This is a genomic window from Streptomyces sp. NBC_00569 (genome assembly GCF_036345255.1).
In the GTDB taxonomy this organism is placed as follows: Bacteria; Actinomycetota; Actinomycetes; order Streptomycetales; family Streptomycetaceae; genus Streptomyces.
In genome coordinates this window covers 9,612,713-9,628,547 of record NZ_CP107783.1, presented here as the reverse complement: position 1 = coordinate 9,628,547, position 15,835 = coordinate 9,612,713, and the positions used below count along the sequence as shown (strand labels likewise).

Sequence of the window (15,835 nt, the reverse complement as noted above, 5' to 3'; positions counted from 1 at the left end):
ACGCCATGGGAGGGTGCGGCAGCATCCCGACGTGACCCAAAGCCCCCCATCCACCACCCCGCCCTTGCTCAGCCTATCGAAATTCGATAGATTCCCATCGTAGGTCGATGGAGGGATGGGTCATGGGAAAGCTGGCAGTGCGTGCGTTGCGCGTCGTGCTCGCGGTGGTGCTCACCGGCACCGTGTTCGTACAGGTATCGATGGTGTGGGTGTTGGTGAGCGGTAACGACCCGGAGGACGGGTCGATTCCGCTCACGCCGCTGCGCCTGATCACGATCCTGGGCATGGTGTCGGCCCAGGTCGCCCTGGTCTGCGTCTGGCGGCTGGTGACGATGGTGCGACGCGGCACCGTGTTCTCCCACGCCGCCTTCCGGTACGTGGATGCCGTGATCGGCGCGATCGTGGCGGCTGCCCTCATGTGGTTCGCGGTCACGGTCATCAATGCGCCGGGCCAGCGGGACGACCCGGGCGTCACCGTCATCATGGGCGGGATCGGCCTGGCCATCCTGGGGGTCGCACTCATCGTGCTCGTGCTGCGGATGCTGCTCGCTCAGGCCGTCGCTCGCGACGTCGAAGCATCCCACATGCAGGCCGAACTGGACGAGGTCATCTGATGCCGATCGCCGTCGACATCGACGTGATGCTGGCCAAGCGGAAGATGTCCGTGGGCGAGCTCGCGGAGCGCGTAGGGATCACGCCCGCCAACCTGGCGGTACTCAAGAACGGCCGCGCCAAGGCGGTGCGCTTCGCGACGCTCGCCGCGCTCTGCGAGGTCCTCAAGTGCCAGCCGGGCGACCTGCTGCGCTGGGAGACGGAGGACGCCGCGAGCGGATGACGTGCGCGGGGGCGGGCACGGAAACGCCTGGCGCCACCGGCCCGTTGCACGGCACTTGGGCCGCATGGACGTGGCTCGCCGACCACACGCAGCTCCGCCCCTGCCTCGTTCGCGGACAGCGGTCGGCCTGCACCGGACCGTCCTGGTCGGCGATCGCGACCTGCGAACGCCTCCACGACGAAACCCCCGTCCTTCCAGCGCGGAAGGGCGGGGGTTTCGTCATGGGGGGACGGTCAGGGTTACGCCGTAGTCACCCGCGTGACGATCGGACAGCTCGACTCGGTCGGGAACGTGACAGGCACGGGCTTCCAAGATCATGGAGTTCCAGGTGGCCCGTCATCCGGATGGAAGACCGTGCCGGCCTGCGCATCAGCGCGCCGATGCCGCCTGCCTTCGGCCAGCTCCGCGAGCACCCTGGGATGCGTGCCCGAGAAGGTCCCACACCTGCTGGAGAGACCGGCCGAGGTGCCCGGCCCCTCGCGATCCGCGCAGCAAACATCACGCTCTGGCCGTCGTGCGCGCGCTGACCGCGTGCGCGGTTCCGGCCGGAACGACCTGCCTGCTGACGGTGGGCAAGTGGATCAGCGATGCCCCGCCGTCCGTCCTGGAGCGCCTTGGCGTACTACCTGATCCGCCGCCCCCCGCAACGGTGCCTGTCGCCGCCGACCGGAGTCCGGTGCACACGAAGGGGGCGTAGCCGTCCCCGACTGCCCCCGTCTTCACCGACAGCGCATCGTTGCGACCGGGAGCCACCGCCACCGAAGAGCGACCACCCCACAACGCGCCCAGGTGAGCGAGCGTCAGCGCCACGAAGTCCACGGCCTCCGCAGCGCTGACGTCCAAGGTGAAATCAGCTGCCGGCCAGGGCACCGATCTACGGTGATGCGCCGACCGTCCCCACCTGTCCGCATCAGTTCCGGCCACACATCGTCGGTGCCGCGACGTATCCGCAACTGTTCCATCGCCGCCCTCCGACATCCGTGGCCAGAGCTCGGGATCTCGTACGCACGAGAACCGTGCCGGTCGCACGGCGCGTCCTCGCCTGCAACAGGTACATCAACAACCTTTATTCTCACGTGAGTTACACCCATTGCCAGGCACGAGAGCTGGGAGCCGGATCGCGATGAGCAGCACCAACAGGGACGAGCAGGTCGACTCGGCCGATGGGGGCATCAAACCCCTCGCGGCCTTCGACCCGGTGCGTATCGGGCCGTTCCTCCTGCTCGGTCGGCTCGGTGCGGGCGGCATGGGGCGGGTCTTCCTCGCCCGTTCCGAGAGCGGGCGCACGGTCGCCGTGAAAGTGGTGCACGAAGAGCATGTGTCCGACGAGCGGTTTCGCGCACGGTTCCGGCGGGAGATCGACGCGGCGCAGCGCGTCGGGGAGCGCTACCGGCTTCATTCGCAGTGCTCCGGCGCTACGGCGGGGGTGAAGCGAATTATGGGGTGGCGGAGCGGCGCAGTGTTGTGGGCCGCGGAGCGGACCAACGCGTCGTAGGTGAGGGCTGCCGCGAAGCGGTGTGGTTGCCTTCCGGCGGGGCTGGACAGGGCCTGGAGCACAGGTGAACGCGTGAGATCGGGGAAGGGCATTGCCCTGCTCGGCGTCGGCGCACGCGTGATCATAAGAAGGCGTCGGTGATCAGTATGGATCTTCTCTCCGCTGGGCATCACCGCGCCGGTATGGTTTCCGTTCATGCAGCTGAGGTACAGCTTTCGCTTGTACCCGACCCGCGGCCAACAGGCCGCTCTGGGACGGGCGTTCGGCTGTGCCCGCGTCGTCTACAACGACGCGGTACGCGCCCGGCGCACCGCCCGCGAGAACAAGCTGCCCTTCCCCAGGGCCGGCGAACTGTCCCGCCGGTTGATCACCGAGGCGAAGAAGACCCCAGAGCGGGCCTGGCTCGGCGAGGTCTCCGCGGTGGTGCTGCAGCAGTCCCTGCGCGACGCGGAGAGTGCGTACAGCAACTTCTTCGCCTCCCTCAAGGGTGAACGCAAGGGCCCCAGGCTCGGGGAGCCGTCCTTCAAGTCCCGCAAGGACACCCGCCAGGCGATCCGGTTCACCGCGAACGCCCGCTGGAAACTCACCGGTGCGGGACACCTTCTGCTCCCCAAGGTCGGTGAGGTGAAGGTGCGGTGGTCGCGCACCCTGCCCACGGTGCCCTCGTCGGTCACGGTCATCAAGGACAGTGCCGAGCGGTACTTCGCCAGCTTTGTCATCGACACCGACCCCGAAACCGACCAAGCCCGCTTCGAAACCTCTGGCCCGGATGCGGCGATCGGTATCGACCTGGGCTTGAAGCACTTCGCGATCCTCTCCGACGGCACAAAGATCGAAAACCCGCGGTTTCTGCGCCGGGCGGAGAAGAAGCTGAAGAAGGCGCAGCGGGAGCTGTCACGTAAGCAGAAGGGGTCGAGGAACCGGGCCAAGGTCCGTCTCAAGCTGGCCCGCGCCCATGCGGCCGTGGCCGATGCGCGCCGCGAGTTCCACCACCAGCTCTCCACGCAGCTGATCCGCGAGAATCAAGCGATCGGTGTGGAGGATCTGGCGGTCAGGACACTGGCGCGCACCCGGATGGCCAAGAGCGTGCACGATGCGGGCTGGTCCCAGTTCGTGACCATGCTCCATTACAAGGCGCAGCGGTACGGACGCACGCTGATCAAGATCGGACGGTTTGTGCCGACCTCTCAGACCTGTCACGTCTGCGACCGCATCGACGGCCCCAAGCCCCTGCACATCCGCGAGTGGACCTGCCCCGGCTGCCACACGGTGCACGACCGGGACATCAACGCCGCGATCAACGTGAAAAAGGCCGCCGGACTTGGTGGTCACAGCCTGCGGAGCGCAGATAAGACCACGGCCCCGGTCGTGGCACAGCGCAGCGAAACAGGAAGCCACGGACTCCCCGATGTCGCCCGCGTCGCCTAGCGGCGCAGCAACATCAGGGAAGGCCAGAATCCTCGGGCTTCAGCCCGAGGAGCAAGTCAAACGATCACTGGGCCGTACTCCGGTGACGAGATCTGCCTTTCGGTACGCGCGGCCAACAAGTACGGAGCCTCTGCCTGGGCGGAGACCTGGTGCACCACAGTGCCCTACTAGAGACACAGTCTTGAGTCCTGCGATCTGCCGCCGGACGGGGCGGGCGAAACGGAGGCTCACTGCTGCTTCGGAGCCTGGTAGCGGTTGGCGAGGGCGTGGAACGCCTTCTTGGGTTCCCAGGGCGTGTCCGGGTAGGTCCGCGCGTCCGCGGGGTAGTCGCTGTGCTCGTCGAGGATCTTCACGATGCCGTAGGAAGCGAGGTCGGGGTCGGGTCCGGACAGACGGTGGGGGGTGCCGTAGCCGGCGAAGCTGAACCAGAAGACGGAGTCGACGCCTTCCTCTTCGAATACGGGCATGAGGTCGTCGAGATAGCGGACCTGCTCGCCCTCGTCGCGCACCAGGTCCGGCTTGGGGGTGACACCGTCCGGCTCCATGGCCACGTACCAGCCCGCGCCGCCGTAGTCGCCCGCCCCGCGGAAGGTGCAGCAGCCGACCTCCATGATGGCGACCGGCTTGCCGTGGGCGAACTCCTTGCGCAGGTCGTCACGGTAGGTCGCGGCGTTGCGCAGGCCCCGGAAGGCATCCAGACCGACGATGTCGAAGGGGCTCCAGTCCACGCCGTCCAAGGGGCACGAGGCGTAGCTGATCGGGCCGGCGAAGAGGGGCCGGACGGTACGGACGACGTCACCGAGCAAGGCGTTGACCTTGTTAGGGAGAGGCCGGAGCGCGGCTTCGCGGTCGGGGCCGGCCAGGACCGGGATGCGGTCGTTGAAGGTGTCGCCGGGCAGGTACCCGCGGGCGAACAGGCTCAGTTCGCAGCCGGTGACCAGAACGACGGCAGCGCCGTCGTGTCGCAGTCGTTCGGCTCGCTCTGCGCAGTCGGCGAAGTACGGAAGCATCTGTTCGTCGGTCATCTCGCAGGGGAACGGCGAGAACCAGACCTCCAGACCGACAGCCGCGGCATGTCGTGCGGTGGTCTCGATCCGGTCCGGGTCGCCGCCCGTGATGCGGATCGCGGTGCAGTGCAGGTCCTCCGCGATGACCTGCATGTCCCGCGCGACGGCGTCGGCGTCGAAGAGCGGGCGGGAGGTATCGCCGTTGGGAAAGGTGCCGGTGTCGTAGTGGATGCCTTTGCCTCGCATGCCTTGCACCTCCGATAAGAGTCCACCTGTCGCTCACGGTGCGATGGTCAAGTCTCCAGCGGCGTCAGAGTCAAGCCCGGATGGTGATCGGCCGTGTGCATCCGATCGCCGCCTGTGCGCCGACAGCTCCGCCCACACGTCCCCGTGGGGATTGCGAAAGGAGGGGCGCGGGCTGTCGCGGAGCCGGTACGTCTAGGAGCTGTGCTGCCAGATCCGCAGCGGGCCCACGGGCTCGAAGCCATGGCGGACGGCGGCCGCCAGGTCGTCGCCCTGCTCGTAGCCGACTACGGGGAGGGTGGGGAACAGCCGGTGCACGGCGCCCAGCACGACCGGCCAGGCTCTGTCAGGGCCGCCGTCCCGCGCGAAGACGTTGGAGATTCCGACGACGTGGCCGCTGCGGCTGGCCACCGCCCCGGCGACCACTCGGCCGCCGGCGGACTGCCCGGCGAGCACGAAGACCGCCGGGTCGTCGAGCAGTTCGGGCCGGAAGAGGTCCGCATCGCCGTCTCCGTCGTCCCAGGCGAGGGCCCACGTACGCAGCGTGTCCGGGGCGCCCACCACGTGCCAGTCAAGGTCCGGAGTGAGCACGGGGGCACTCGCTGGGCGGTGTATCCACTGCGCCTCGAACAGCACCTCAAAGCCGGCCTCGGTCAAGTCGAGGTCGGCGAAACTGTCCTTGACGGAGGCGCCGGGTGCCACGGTGTCGATCCGGGCCACCAGCGCGCCCGGGTCGGCACTCGGCACCAGTGTCACCGCGTCGGGGTAGTAGAGCGGCGTGCGAGCCGGAGCGGCCCATGCTTGGGGTGCGAACTCGCCGGCCATGCCGTGCGATCGGCCCATCGCTGCACACCACTCGGCGTTGTTGCGGGCGGCGGCCGCGATCAGGAGCTGCTTCGGCGTGGTCACGAGTGCTGATCATGACGCGTCCGGCCCGGACCGGCGAACGGTTTTCGCCTGCACTAAAGGGAGATGAGCAGCACAGTCCCCCTGCTATGGTGCGCCGATGTCATCGATCAGGCAGTTCCAAGTCACCTTCGACTGCGCAGAACCTGAGCGCGTCGCTCGGTTCTGGTGCGAGGTGTTGGGGTACGTCGTGTCGCCGCCGAAGGGGTTCGACACCTGGGACGATTTCGATCGCTCGCGGCCGCCTGAGGATCAGGGTTCATGGTGCGCCTGCAGCGACCCGTCAGGTGTGGGCCCGCGACTGTTCTTTCAGCGGGTTCCCGAGGGCAAGGTCGTCAAGAATCGGGTGCATCTCGACGTGCGGGTCGGCACCGGACTCGTGGGGGAAGAGCGCCTCGCCGCACTCGAGGCCGAGTGCGCACGCCTGGTCCCGCTCGGCGCGGTACGCGTGCAGCTGTTGCTTGACGAGAACGACTCGTGCATCGTCATGCAGGACATCGAGGGCAACGAGTTCTGTCTCGACTGAGAATCCTCCGAGACGGCAGGGTGGGGAGCCGTCTCCCTCTGGCCTTCGTCGCAGATGGGCCCGTATGGGGCGGGAGTTGGCCGCAAGGGCGAGGTTGTGAAGGCGGGCGGTGCCGGGCTGGAGTTCCTCGCAGGCGAACTCAAGGGTTCGCACGACCCGTCCGGGATCGTGTTCACGGCGCTGGCCGCGATGTCGGGCATGGAGCGCGAGTACATCCGCGACCGCACCCTGGAGGGCCACGAGTTCGTCCGCAAGCGAGACGACCGGTGGCGCGGGCGTCACCGACGAGTCGATGCTGTCCATGGCCCTCCACCTGCGCGAACAGGAGATGAGCCTGCGCGACATCGCCACACGCCTCGTCATCACCACCGGCACGAAGAAAGGCCGGCACCCCTCACCCGCCTCCGTCATGCGCATGTCGCGTGAACACGACGAGCACACAACCGCGATGGAAATCACCGGCTGACCCGCGGCCCAGCCCTTGACCTGACTCCGCGAGATGAGTGATCACCTCGTGCCCGTCTTGGCCTGTGCGCCCACCAACTACCAGTAAACCCCATGGGGATGGGCGCCACACAAGAGGCCAGTGATCGTCACGGCGGAGGTTGAGAACACCCCGGCAGGCTTCGGGCGGAGACGGCGCGGCATGGTCTCACCAGGGAATCGGCCCGTCCTCGGCCAGAAAGGCGCCCGTCGGGCCGTCCTCGCCCGCAGTCGCCAGGTCAACCGCCACGGCCGCGCCCGCCTCCGCCGTGCGTATCCCGGTGTGGCGGTTGAGGTCGGTCGCGCAGTAGCCGGGACTCACCGCGCTGACCCGGATCCCTTCGGCGCGCAGTTCATTGGCGTAGAGCACGGTGATCGCGTTCAGCGCGCTCTTCGATGTGCAGTAAGGGAGGAGAATCGAGGAGTAGGCGGACCACGGGCTTCCCGGGTCGGCCAGGTGGGTGAGGGATCCGAGTTCGCTGGACATGTTGACGATGCGTGCGGCGGCGGAGCGGCGGAGCAGGGGGAGCATGGCGTGGGTCACCGCGATGACGCCGAACACGTTGGTCTCGTAGACCTGCCGGACGGTGGCGGCTGGGGTTTCACTCGGTTTTTGCGGTCCGGCGGCGATCGCGGCGTTGTTGACGAGGATGTCGAGGCGGCCGAACGTGGCGTCGATGTGCTGGGCGGCGGCCTGGACCGAGATCTCGTCGGTGACGTCCAGCGGTACGAACCGTACGTCGGCGCCGTCGGCGCGAAGCTCCTCGGCCGCCGCCTCGCCGCGCTCGGCGTTGCGGGCGCCGATCAGCACGGTGATGCCGAGGGCTGCGAGCCTGCGCGCCGTTTCCTTGCCGATGCCCTTGTTCGCGCCGGTGATCAGAGCAGTCTTCTGCGAAGTCGTCATGGCACCCAGCCTCCCCTCGCCCACGGGCGGGAGGGAAAGACCAGAAGTCTCTGGATCTATAGTCCACAGATATGAGTGAGCTAGAGGTGCGGGAGCTGAGGTACTTCATCGCGGTCGCCGAGGAACTGAACTTCAGCCGGGCCGCGCAGCGCCTGGGGATGGCGCAGCCCCCGCTGTCGAAGGCGATCGCTCAGATGGAGTCCCGGCTCGGTGTACGCCTGCTGGAGCGCACCACCCGGCAGGCGAGGCTGACCACCGCCGGTCAGGTGCTGCTCGACCAGGCCCGGATCGCGGTCGACGCGGTGCACGCGGCGGCCCGGCGTGCACGCCGGGCCGGTCAGCCGACACCCCAGCTCGTCGTGGCGGTCAAGCCGGGAGGCGATGCCGGGCTGCTGCGGGAGATCCTCGCCGCCTACCGGGGAACGGGTTCGCATCTGCCGCCGCCTGAAGTCGTCGTCGGCGGCAGCGGAGAGCCGATCGCCATGCTGCGGGACGGCCGTGCCGATGTAGCGCTGCTGCGCAGCCCGTTCGACGGTCAAGGGCTGGATTCCCAGACGCTCGTGGTCGAGCCGCGACTGGCCGTTCTCCCCGCCGCGCACCGCCTGGCCGGACGCCGGCGACTGCGGCTGGCCGACCTCAAGGGCGAACCGATCCCACGCTGGAAAGGGGCCGCCCCCTCCACCACCGCCTACTACGCAGGATGCGACGGAGCGGAAGCAGGCGATGGCCACACAGGCTTGGCGCCGGCCGACACTCCTGAGGGGCCGCTCGTGGCCAGCGTCGAGCAACTCCTGGAAGTGGTCGCGCTGGGCCAGGCGGTGGCGTTCCTGTCACGCTCCACCACCAAGCAGCACCAGCGCCCGGACATCGCATACCGGCCGGTCACCGGCCTCAGCCCCAGCGCGGTCTTGGTCGCCTGGCCGGAGACCTCGCGATCCGCAGCCGTCGCCGCCTTCGTCCAAGCAGCCCACGACGTCGCCGCCCACCACCCCGACCACATGACCGCACTGGCCTACTGACCAGGGGCACTCGCCCCTTCCCATGACGATCACCACAGGACCAATTTCAGACAACCCCCAGCGTGAAGAAAGGCCGGCACCCCCTCACCCGCCACCGCCATCGCATGCCGCCTCGTCCCCGCGCTCGACCGCTACGGCCGGTCCCTCAAGGACCTGGTCGACATGGGCGGCGAACTCCGCCGCCGCGAGATCGGCTTCTGCTCTCCGCACGAACGCCTGGACACCACCACCCCCGGCGGCCGTCTCGTCGTCCACGTCTTCGTCGCCCTCGCCGAGTTCAACCGCGAGCTCATCGTCTCCGGTACCCGCGAAGGCCTGGACGCCGAACGCGCCCGCGGCCGTGTCGGCGGCCGACCCACCGTCGCCACCCCCGAGACCATCCGCACCGCCCGCGACCTGCTCCCCAACCCCGAGAACTCGATCACCTCGATCGCCATGCTCCTCGGCGTCAGCCCCGGCACCCTCTACAACCACATCCCCGACCTACAGGAACTACGCGCCTCCGGCCGCGTTCCGAACCAGCTCAGCGCAGGCCGACTGCCTAGTTGAGGTTCCACGTGCCCGTGCGCTCCTTGTCGACCCCGGTCGCGTCCATCTGATACGTCACGGCGGTGATCTTGGCGTCCTTGGGCACGTCGACGATCACCCAGCCCGTGGTCTGCTTGCCCGGCCGCAGGAGAATATTGACGCCCATGGACTCGCCGACGGTGGGGTCGCCGGGTTTGGCGGCGTGCTCCTGACCGGTCGAGTCGATGACCTTCGTCCCCTGGTTCGCGAGGTCGCTGTAGGTGCCGGTGCCGGTGTTGACGATCGTGAACTCCACTGCGACGAGGCGATTGCCGTCGGACGGCGCGAAGATGTCGAGCGACGGCTGGGCGTGGTCCTCGTACCTCTTCAACGTGATGTCGGCCTGAACCGTGCCCGCGTGTCCAGGTTGTCGGCCAGTCCCTCCAGCCTGAGGGTGTCGCCGAGCTTGCCGACCGGCGACTGCGAGCTGCTGGGCGTCGCGTCGGCTGACTGCTCGCCGCCGGGCTCCGCCGTGGCGCCGGAGCCGGTGTTCTGTGTGGGCCCGGCAGCGTCGCCGCCCCCGTCCGAGCCGCCGCATGCCACAAGGGTGGCGATGAGTGTGGCGGCCGCCGCGGCGGCCGCGATGGAACGGCGCATGAAGTTCCCCCGCACATGCAGATTCCGTTGAACCGCCAGGGGGGCGATGCCCAGAATCCTTGTACGAAGTAGCCTCCACGGACCGCCTATTGCGTAACCGAACGGCATCAAATTGGCCGGGATTCCTGCGGAGAGTCCGGCCCGCGGAGACAAGGGCGCACGGCTACCTCGGTACCTGGAAGCCCCCGATCTGCTCCTCGAGCAGTTCGGCCAGCCGCAGCGGAGTGCGGTCCTCGAACATCGGGCCGATGAGCTGCACTCCCACCGGCAGACCCTCGGGAGACCGGCCCGCCGGTGCGGCGGTGGCGGGCAGACCGGGCATGGTGGCCAGACCGGCCCAGACGAGCTGGTCGAAGTACGGGTACTCGACGCCGTCGATGTCGATCCGGCGTTCCCTCGGATCGGGGTTGTGGTCGTGCGGGAACGCGGGCGTGGGCGTGATGGGGCACACCACGACGTCGAACTCGGCGAAGAGCCGTCGCCAGCCGTGGCGGTGGAGTTCGCGCCGGCTGTTCACCTCGATCCAGTCACGGTGGCTGAGCACCATGCCGCGCAACCGCGCCCCATCGAGGCTCTGGTCGTCCGCGCTCAGCCCGGCGGCACGGGTCCGCAGCTGCTCGTACTCCTCGACGGGAAAACGTGCGACGGAGCTCGAGAACAGCAACTGCGTGTAGATGGTGGCGGCTTCGGTCAGATCGGGCAGCAGCGCACTGTGCCGTTCGACGCGGGCGCCGCTGTCGACGAGTGCGTCGGCCACCCGGTTCACTCCCGCCCGCACAGCGGACCCGGTCGGAATGAACGGATGCTCATCGAGGACCAGGACCCGGAAGTCGCAGAGCCTCTCGCGGCGCGCGGGCGGCAGCGTCAGGTCGTGCGCCATGCCGAGCGTCAGCGGGTCCGGTCCGGCCATGACGTCGAGCAGGAGCGCGAGGTCGCGGGCCGTGCGCGCCATAGGGCCGACGACGGCCAGGTCATGGTCGGTCGGCAGCGCCGGCGCGTGCGGCGGGACCATGCCGCGGGTCGCCGCCAGCCCGAGCGTCGGCTTGTGCGCGTAGACGCCACAGAAATGAGCGGGGGTGCGCAAGGAACCGGCGAGGTCGGAGCCGATGGACAGCACGCCGAAACCGGACGCCAGGGCCGCCGCAGAACCACCGGAGGAACCACCCGACGTGCGACCGTGATCCCACGGGTTATTGGTGGTTCCGTACATCGCATTGAAGCTCTGCACATCTTGCAGTCCAAAAGGCACATTGGTCTTTCCGAGCACCACCGCCCCTGCGTCCTTGATCCGCGACACCTGCACCGCATCGTCGGCCGGCACGAAGTCCCCGTGCTCCGGCATGCCCCAAGACGTGGGCACCCCAGCGATGTTGAAGGACTCCTTGACCGTCACCGGAAGACCAAGCAACGGTCGGTCCTCACCCCGAGCGCGCGCCTGGTCGGCATCGCGTGCGGCCGCCCGCGCGCCGTCGAAATCCGGCACACAGACCGCGTTGATCTCCTTGTCATCCCGCTCGATACGTGCGATCGCCTCGTCGGTCAGCTCCACCGAAGTCACTTCACCAGCACGCAAAGCGGCCAGGAGATCCTCGGCCGTCCGAAAGTTCCAGTCCATGAAATCGACCGTATCGACCGGTTGATGGGGCCACAAAATGCCGCTGCACGCAACGAGTTGAATACCCTCGGCCTTCACTGTGTTCCTCCGGCCACAAACAACAGATCATCCGCCGGCGACAGTTGGCGACGGCCGCGTCGCGCAGCGAGTCCACCGACGACTCCTAGACAACGCAGAACTCGTTGCCTTCCGGGTCCTGCAGAACGACGGCGTAGTGCCCCATGTCCGGCTCGTCCGCGGTCCGAAGCACGCTGGCACCGGCTTCGACCAGTCTCTGCACTGTGGAGGTGACTCGCTGCGTGCGGATCGCCAGCGGGACGTCGCGCCCGCCGCCGACCTTCAGATCGAGGTGCAGTCGGTTCTTGCAGGCCTTGAGTTCCGGAACCTGCTGGAACCACACCCGCGGCCCTCGTCCGGCGGGATCGACGATCGACTCCGGGGTATCACCCGCGCCGACAGGCAACTCCTCCTCGGGCACCCCCGCGGCTGCCCAATACTCCCGCCAGGTGGCATGGCCGCCAGGCGGAGGTTCGGCCACGTATCCCAGAGCCTCGCTCCAGAACACCACCAGCCTCTGTACGTCGGTGCAGTCGATCGTCAGTTGCAGCGTCATCTCCATACCCGGAGCCTGACAGACACGTCTGACACTCATGCGGGACCGGCCACCGACTGGAAGGACGCATGCTCGCAGCCGCTCACCTTGTGCGCCGCACCCCCCACGGGTCAGGCGCACGGTTCCGTCATCTGCATCAGTCGACGGCCTTCAAGTCGCCCAGCGCGTCCGCGAGGTCGACTTCGGTACGGCCACGGGTCTGGAGGCCCTGCTTGAAAAGTTCTGCCGTGCGTTGCTGTGCTGCCTCGCTCCGAACGAGTTGCTGGAACAGGGCGGCATCTGCGCGTACGTCGGCGGGAGTTGCCAGGCTGATGGCGTTGACGGCTGATTTGGCGGCCATCAGTGCGTCCCGCGGGAATTTGCCCATGCGCGCGGCAAGGCCGGCAACGAACTCGTCCAGCTCGGCGTCGGGCACCGCGCGGTTGATCCATCCGTAGCGTTCGGCGAGTTCGGCATCGAAGTCGGCCGATGTCAGTACGGCTTCGAGCGCTCGGCCCCGGCCCAGCAGACGGGTCAGGTGCTGGATCGCTCCCGCGCCGGGCGGGGTGCCGATGCCGACTTCGGGCTGGCACAGGACCGCGTTCTCCCGGGAGGCGAAGCGCATGTCGCAGGCGAGGAGGAACTCGCTGCCCGCTCCCCGTGCCCGGCCACGCACCTTGGCGATGGTGACGGCCGGAAGCCCACTGAGCCTGCGGAACAGCATCCCCAGGGAGGCGTCGCCGGGACCGCCGGCCTTCGCTGCTTCAGCGGTGTACTCGGGCACTTTGGTCAGGTCTACGTGCGGGAAGAAGAAGTCGGGATCCGCACTGTCGAAGACCACCACTCGTGCGGCCGCCGGTCGGGAGAGCTCCTCGATCAGTTCCACCAGATCGCGTACGAGCTCGGGACCGATGAGGTTGATCGGTGGGGCGTTGAAGGTGGCGGACAGGACGTTGCCGTCCAGCCGTGTGCTGATGGTTTCGTACGAGGCGGTCATGTCCTCTTCCTGTCGGCGCTCATCGCGGCCCGGCGGCAAACCCGGATGTCAGGGCTGGTGATCCTCACGTCGCAGCACCACCGATACGGCCACTCCCTTACAGCCGCTCCACACGGTCAGGCAGTGGCCTCGACGCCACCCGGCGCAGGCGTCCCCTGCCACTCCCCCGATCATCCACTCGTGCGGTTCTGGAGGACGGCCAGGCGCGCCAGGCACGACGCACGCGCAGTAACGACTCCGACTGGTCAGGCACGTGACCTCAACGGCTGTCACCGGATGCCGTTTGCCGGATCGGACTTCGCACTGGTCCCGCCTCATGGTCACCACCGCACACCGTGTGGTGTCGGCCTCGACCTTCGATACCGAGCCGTGCGTCCGTGCGTCACCGTGGCGTCGCTGTCTCCCCGCGTCATCGGTGGAACGACGTCGAATGAGCGGTGGCTGGAACCTGGCTCAGCGTCCCGGCAGCGTCTCCTGCAGCCAGTCGAAGACCACGTCGCAGTGCTGCTGCGGGGCCATCGGGGAACAGTGCAGCTGCGCGCCGGTGGCCGCCGTGAGCTTCACGTAGTCCTTGGGGGACGTCAGCTTGTCGAACATCGTCCGCGGCTGTCCGGGATAGAACTGCTCGTCCTCGTAGTCAAGGACCAGGGTGGGCATCGTGATGCGGCCCAGCACGCTCGTGATGGCCAGTGACTCGATGCCTTTGGCGGGGGTGTAGAAGTCCGTGAAGACCTTTCCCTCGCGGGCGCCGAGCATCGCCGGGACGGAGAAGGGCTCGAAGCGCTTCTTCATCGTCGCGGCAGCGGCCGCGGGCAGCTCGGGGACGACCTCTTTGTTCCAGATGTCGTTGGTCTGCGTCTTGTTCGGGGTGAGGATCTTCCGGATCTCCGGCGGGAATCCCAGCCAGGGTTCCAGGCATCCGGGCATCGCCACCAGGGCTGCGATGCGTTTCTCGAAGGCCGCGGCCCGGGGGGCGAGGTTGCCCGCCATGCTGAGCCCGGTCAGGGCGATCCTGTCGGCGTCCACGTCGGAACGGGCGACCAGCCAGTCGACGAGCGGCGTGACCACCGTCTCCCACCGCGGTGTGAAAACCACCCGGTCCACAAAGAGCAATTGCCCCTGGCCCGGCCCGTCGTACACGAGGGCGTTCCAGTCACGCTCCAGGGCGGCCGAAACGCCGTACGTCCACATGTCGACGTTCTGTCCGTCGCTGCCGTTGGTGAGGATCACGGTGCGGCGCTGCTTGCCCGAGTCGTCGGGGCGGAAGAACCACACCGGCAGCGGGGTCTTCCCGTAGGGGATGTCCGCCGTCACCGGCGCCGGGTCGCACAGTTCGCAGAATTTGTCCCAGGCGCCGCGCCCGGCCTTGTACAGCTGTTCCTCGCTGTCCGGGGTGTCGGAGCCGAGGACGAAGAACAGAGCCTGGGCGTAGTACTGCGCCGCCCGCAGAGCGCGCAGGCGCGTGGTCTGCCGGTCGGGCTTGCTGCCCTGAGGCGCTCCCATCAACTGGTCGCCGAGCTTCTTGAAGGTCGCGACGTACGTCTGGGCGGAGAGGCCGGCCTTGTTGATCGTGTTCACGGCGGTGAGCACCTCGCCCACCTCGCTGCTGCCGAACCCGGCGCCGCCGAGGGCCAGGAGGCCATTGAAGTTGAACGCCGGGTCCCGGAACAGAGTCATCACCCCGGGCGTGGCACCCGAAGCCGAGCCGGTGGCCGACGCCGTGGGCCTGGGCGCGACCCCTTGTGCGGAGGTTCCGTTCGAGGAGGTGCAACCGGCGGCCAGCGCGACCCCGGCCCCACCGACGAGCCCGGTGAGCGCGGTGCGCCGGCTCAGGTGGGATGCGTCCTGCGATGCGTGCGTCATGCCAGCCGACCGTATGGCCCCCGCCGCCTGCACCACCCGGCACGACACAGCTCGTTCCCCCGACTGGAACATCCGGTCAGCGACCCCGTGCCGCGATCCGGTCGGCCGCCATGGAGAGGGGCACGGCGGCGGCCCAGCTGTAGATCGCGACGACGGGCGAGACTCGTGCGATCCCCACCGAGATCAGAAACACGACGGCTTGAGCAGGGAGTGGGACACGGCGCCAGGACAGGCCGGCAATGCGGCTGGTGCGCAGTTCCATCGCATAGAGCACCAGCGCGGCCGTGCCGATGACGGCCCCGTACAGACCGGGACCGAGGAACTGGTCGCCGTAGTCCTCAAGAACCCTGGTGGGAAAAGGAATCGACGACAACAGCAACAGGAATGCCACGTTGAGCCAGAACAGGTAGGAGTCGAGCGGCCCCGCGTCCCGCAGCGCCGCGTGGTGGGCCCGCCAGAACAACGCGATCACCACCGCACTCAGCAGGAAGGCGCCCGCCTGGGACTGGACTTCCTCCAGTGCCTGGTGCAGCTCCGCCCCGCGAAGCCCCTCGGGCAGCTTGATGTCCAGCACGAGCAACGTCATGGCGATGGCCACCACGCCGTCGGTGAGAGCGAGCATCCTGTCCTTCGATACAAGATCCACCTCGCGTTGGCCGCATGGCCGCCCTTCACGTTCGTTCATGACACCTGTCGTAGCACCCCCCTCCCCAGGCGGAGCCCAACGAGGCACGTGTCGTCCGCCAGCCCATATTCGT

17 protein-coding genes and 1 pseudogene are annotated in these 15,835 nt (G+C 68.2%); 8 read left to right on the top strand and 10 right to left on the bottom strand.

The features are described 5' to 3' along the window. Positions 1–122 precede the first annotated feature (122 nt). The 4 genes and pseudogenes from OHO83_RS43445 (at position 123) to OHO83_RS43430 (ending at position 3,758) form a co-directional block, all read left to right on the top strand. The gene (locus OHO83_RS43445) at positions 123–614 is read left to right on the top strand and encodes a DUF2975 domain-containing protein (RefSeq protein WP_266680865.1); all 492 of its coding nucleotides are present in this window, start codon (positions 123–125) and stop codon (positions 612–614) included. Beyond that, positions 614–835, top strand: coding sequence for a helix-turn-helix domain-containing protein (locus OHO83_RS43440; protein WP_266680863.1), 222 nt, complete (start codon positions 614–616; stop codon positions 833–835). The genes OHO83_RS43445 and OHO83_RS43440 overlap by 1 nt, the downstream gene beginning before the upstream one ends. 1,123 nt (positions 836–1,958) lie before the next feature. Beyond that, a pseudogene (locus tag OHO83_RS43435) lies at positions 1,959–2,225 on the top strand (serine/threonine protein kinase); the annotation flags it as partial. A gap of 324 nt (positions 2,226–2,549) precedes the next feature. Then, positions 2,550–3,758, top strand: coding sequence for an RNA-guided endonuclease InsQ/TnpB family protein (locus tag OHO83_RS43430; RefSeq protein ID WP_443066082.1), 1,209 nt, complete (start codon positions 2,550–2,552; stop codon positions 3,756–3,758). A 227-nt stretch (positions 3,759–3,985) separates the two neighbouring features. Here the strand turns inward: OHO83_RS43430 and OHO83_RS43425 are convergent, their stop codons facing one another. Beyond that, positions 3,986–5,011, bottom strand: coding sequence for a hypothetical protein (locus OHO83_RS43425; RefSeq protein WP_266680859.1), 1,026 nt, complete (start codon positions 5,009–5,011; stop codon positions 3,986–3,988). A gap of 192 nt (positions 5,012–5,203) precedes the next feature. Beyond that, positions 5,204–5,917, bottom strand: coding sequence for a hypothetical protein (locus tag OHO83_RS43420; protein WP_266680857.1), 714 nt, complete (start codon positions 5,915–5,917; stop codon positions 5,204–5,206). A gap of 97 nt (positions 5,918–6,014) precedes the next feature. On the opposite strand from OHO83_RS43420, the gene OHO83_RS43415 reads away from it, so the two are divergent. Continuing rightward, a complete protein-coding gene (locus OHO83_RS43415) occupies positions 6,015–6,440 on the top strand; it encodes a VOC family protein (protein WP_266680855.1) in 426 nt (141 codons plus the stop codon). A gap of 292 nt (positions 6,441–6,732) precedes the next feature. Then, complete coding sequence (locus OHO83_RS43410; RefSeq protein ID WP_266680853.1) at positions 6,733–6,906, top strand: hypothetical protein; 174 nt, start codon at positions 6,733–6,735, stop codon at positions 6,904–6,906. Positions 6,907–7,092: 186 nt separating this feature from the next. Here OHO83_RS43410 and OHO83_RS43405 read toward each other — a convergent pair whose 3' ends face one another. Further along, positions 7,093–7,827, bottom strand: a complete 735-nt coding sequence (locus OHO83_RS43405; RefSeq protein ID WP_266680851.1) for an SDR family oxidoreductase — start codon at positions 7,825–7,827, stop codon at positions 7,093–7,095. Between the two features lie 71 nt (positions 7,828–7,898). Here OHO83_RS43405 and OHO83_RS43400 point away from each other — a divergent pair, with 71 nt between their 5' ends. Both OHO83_RS43400 and OHO83_RS43395 read left to right on the top strand, forming a co-directional pair. After that, positions 7,899–8,846, top strand: a complete 948-nt coding sequence (locus tag OHO83_RS43400) for a LysR family transcriptional regulator (protein ID WP_266680849.1) — start codon at positions 7,899–7,901, stop codon at positions 8,844–8,846. A gap of 99 nt (positions 8,847–8,945) precedes the next feature. Next, the gene (locus OHO83_RS43395) at positions 8,946–9,395 is read left to right on the top strand and encodes a recombinase family protein (RefSeq protein ID WP_266681781.1); all 450 of its coding nucleotides are present in this window, start codon (positions 8,946–8,948) and stop codon (positions 9,393–9,395) included. Here the strand turns inward: OHO83_RS43395 and OHO83_RS43390 are convergent. The 7 genes from OHO83_RS43390 to OHO83_RS43360 form a co-directional block, all read right to left on the bottom strand. Then, positions 9,388–9,744 (bottom strand): DUF4352 domain-containing protein, encoded by a 357-nt coding sequence (locus OHO83_RS43390; RefSeq protein ID WP_266680847.1) that lies wholly within the window; start codon positions 9,742–9,744, stop codon positions 9,388–9,390. The two genes, OHO83_RS43395 and OHO83_RS43390, sit on opposite strands and share 8 nt — an antisense overlap. Continuing rightward, a complete protein-coding gene (locus OHO83_RS43385; protein ID WP_266680845.1) occupies positions 9,741–10,010 on the bottom strand; it encodes a hypothetical protein in 270 nt (89 codons plus the stop codon). Before OHO83_RS43385 ends, OHO83_RS43390 begins: the two co-directional genes overlap by 4 nt. A 163-nt stretch (positions 10,011–10,173) precedes the next feature. Beyond that, positions 10,174–11,625: an amidase gene (locus OHO83_RS43380; RefSeq protein WP_266681779.1), complete on the bottom strand. Its 1,452-nt coding sequence runs from the start codon at positions 11,623–11,625 to the stop codon at positions 10,174–10,176. A gap of 163 nt (positions 11,626–11,788) precedes the next feature. Continuing rightward, positions 11,789–12,244, bottom strand: a complete 456-nt coding sequence (locus tag OHO83_RS43375; RefSeq protein ID WP_266680843.1) for a VOC family protein — start codon at positions 12,242–12,244, stop codon at positions 11,789–11,791. A gap of 130 nt (positions 12,245–12,374) precedes the next feature. Next, the gene (locus OHO83_RS43370) at positions 12,375–13,214 is read right to left on the bottom strand and encodes an enoyl-CoA hydratase/isomerase family protein (RefSeq protein WP_266680841.1); all 840 of its coding nucleotides are present in this window, start codon (positions 13,212–13,214) and stop codon (positions 12,375–12,377) included. A 453-nt stretch (positions 13,215–13,667) separates the two neighbouring features. Then, positions 13,668–15,077 (bottom strand): alpha/beta hydrolase family protein, encoded by a 1,410-nt coding sequence (locus OHO83_RS43365; RefSeq protein ID WP_266680839.1) that lies wholly within the window; start codon positions 15,075–15,077, stop codon positions 13,668–13,670. A gap of 76 nt (positions 15,078–15,153) precedes the next feature. Next, complete coding sequence (locus OHO83_RS43360) at positions 15,154–15,762, bottom strand: TMEM175 family protein (RefSeq protein WP_266680837.1); 609 nt, start codon at positions 15,760–15,762, stop codon at positions 15,154–15,156. Positions 15,763–15,835: the final 73 nt, after the last annotated feature.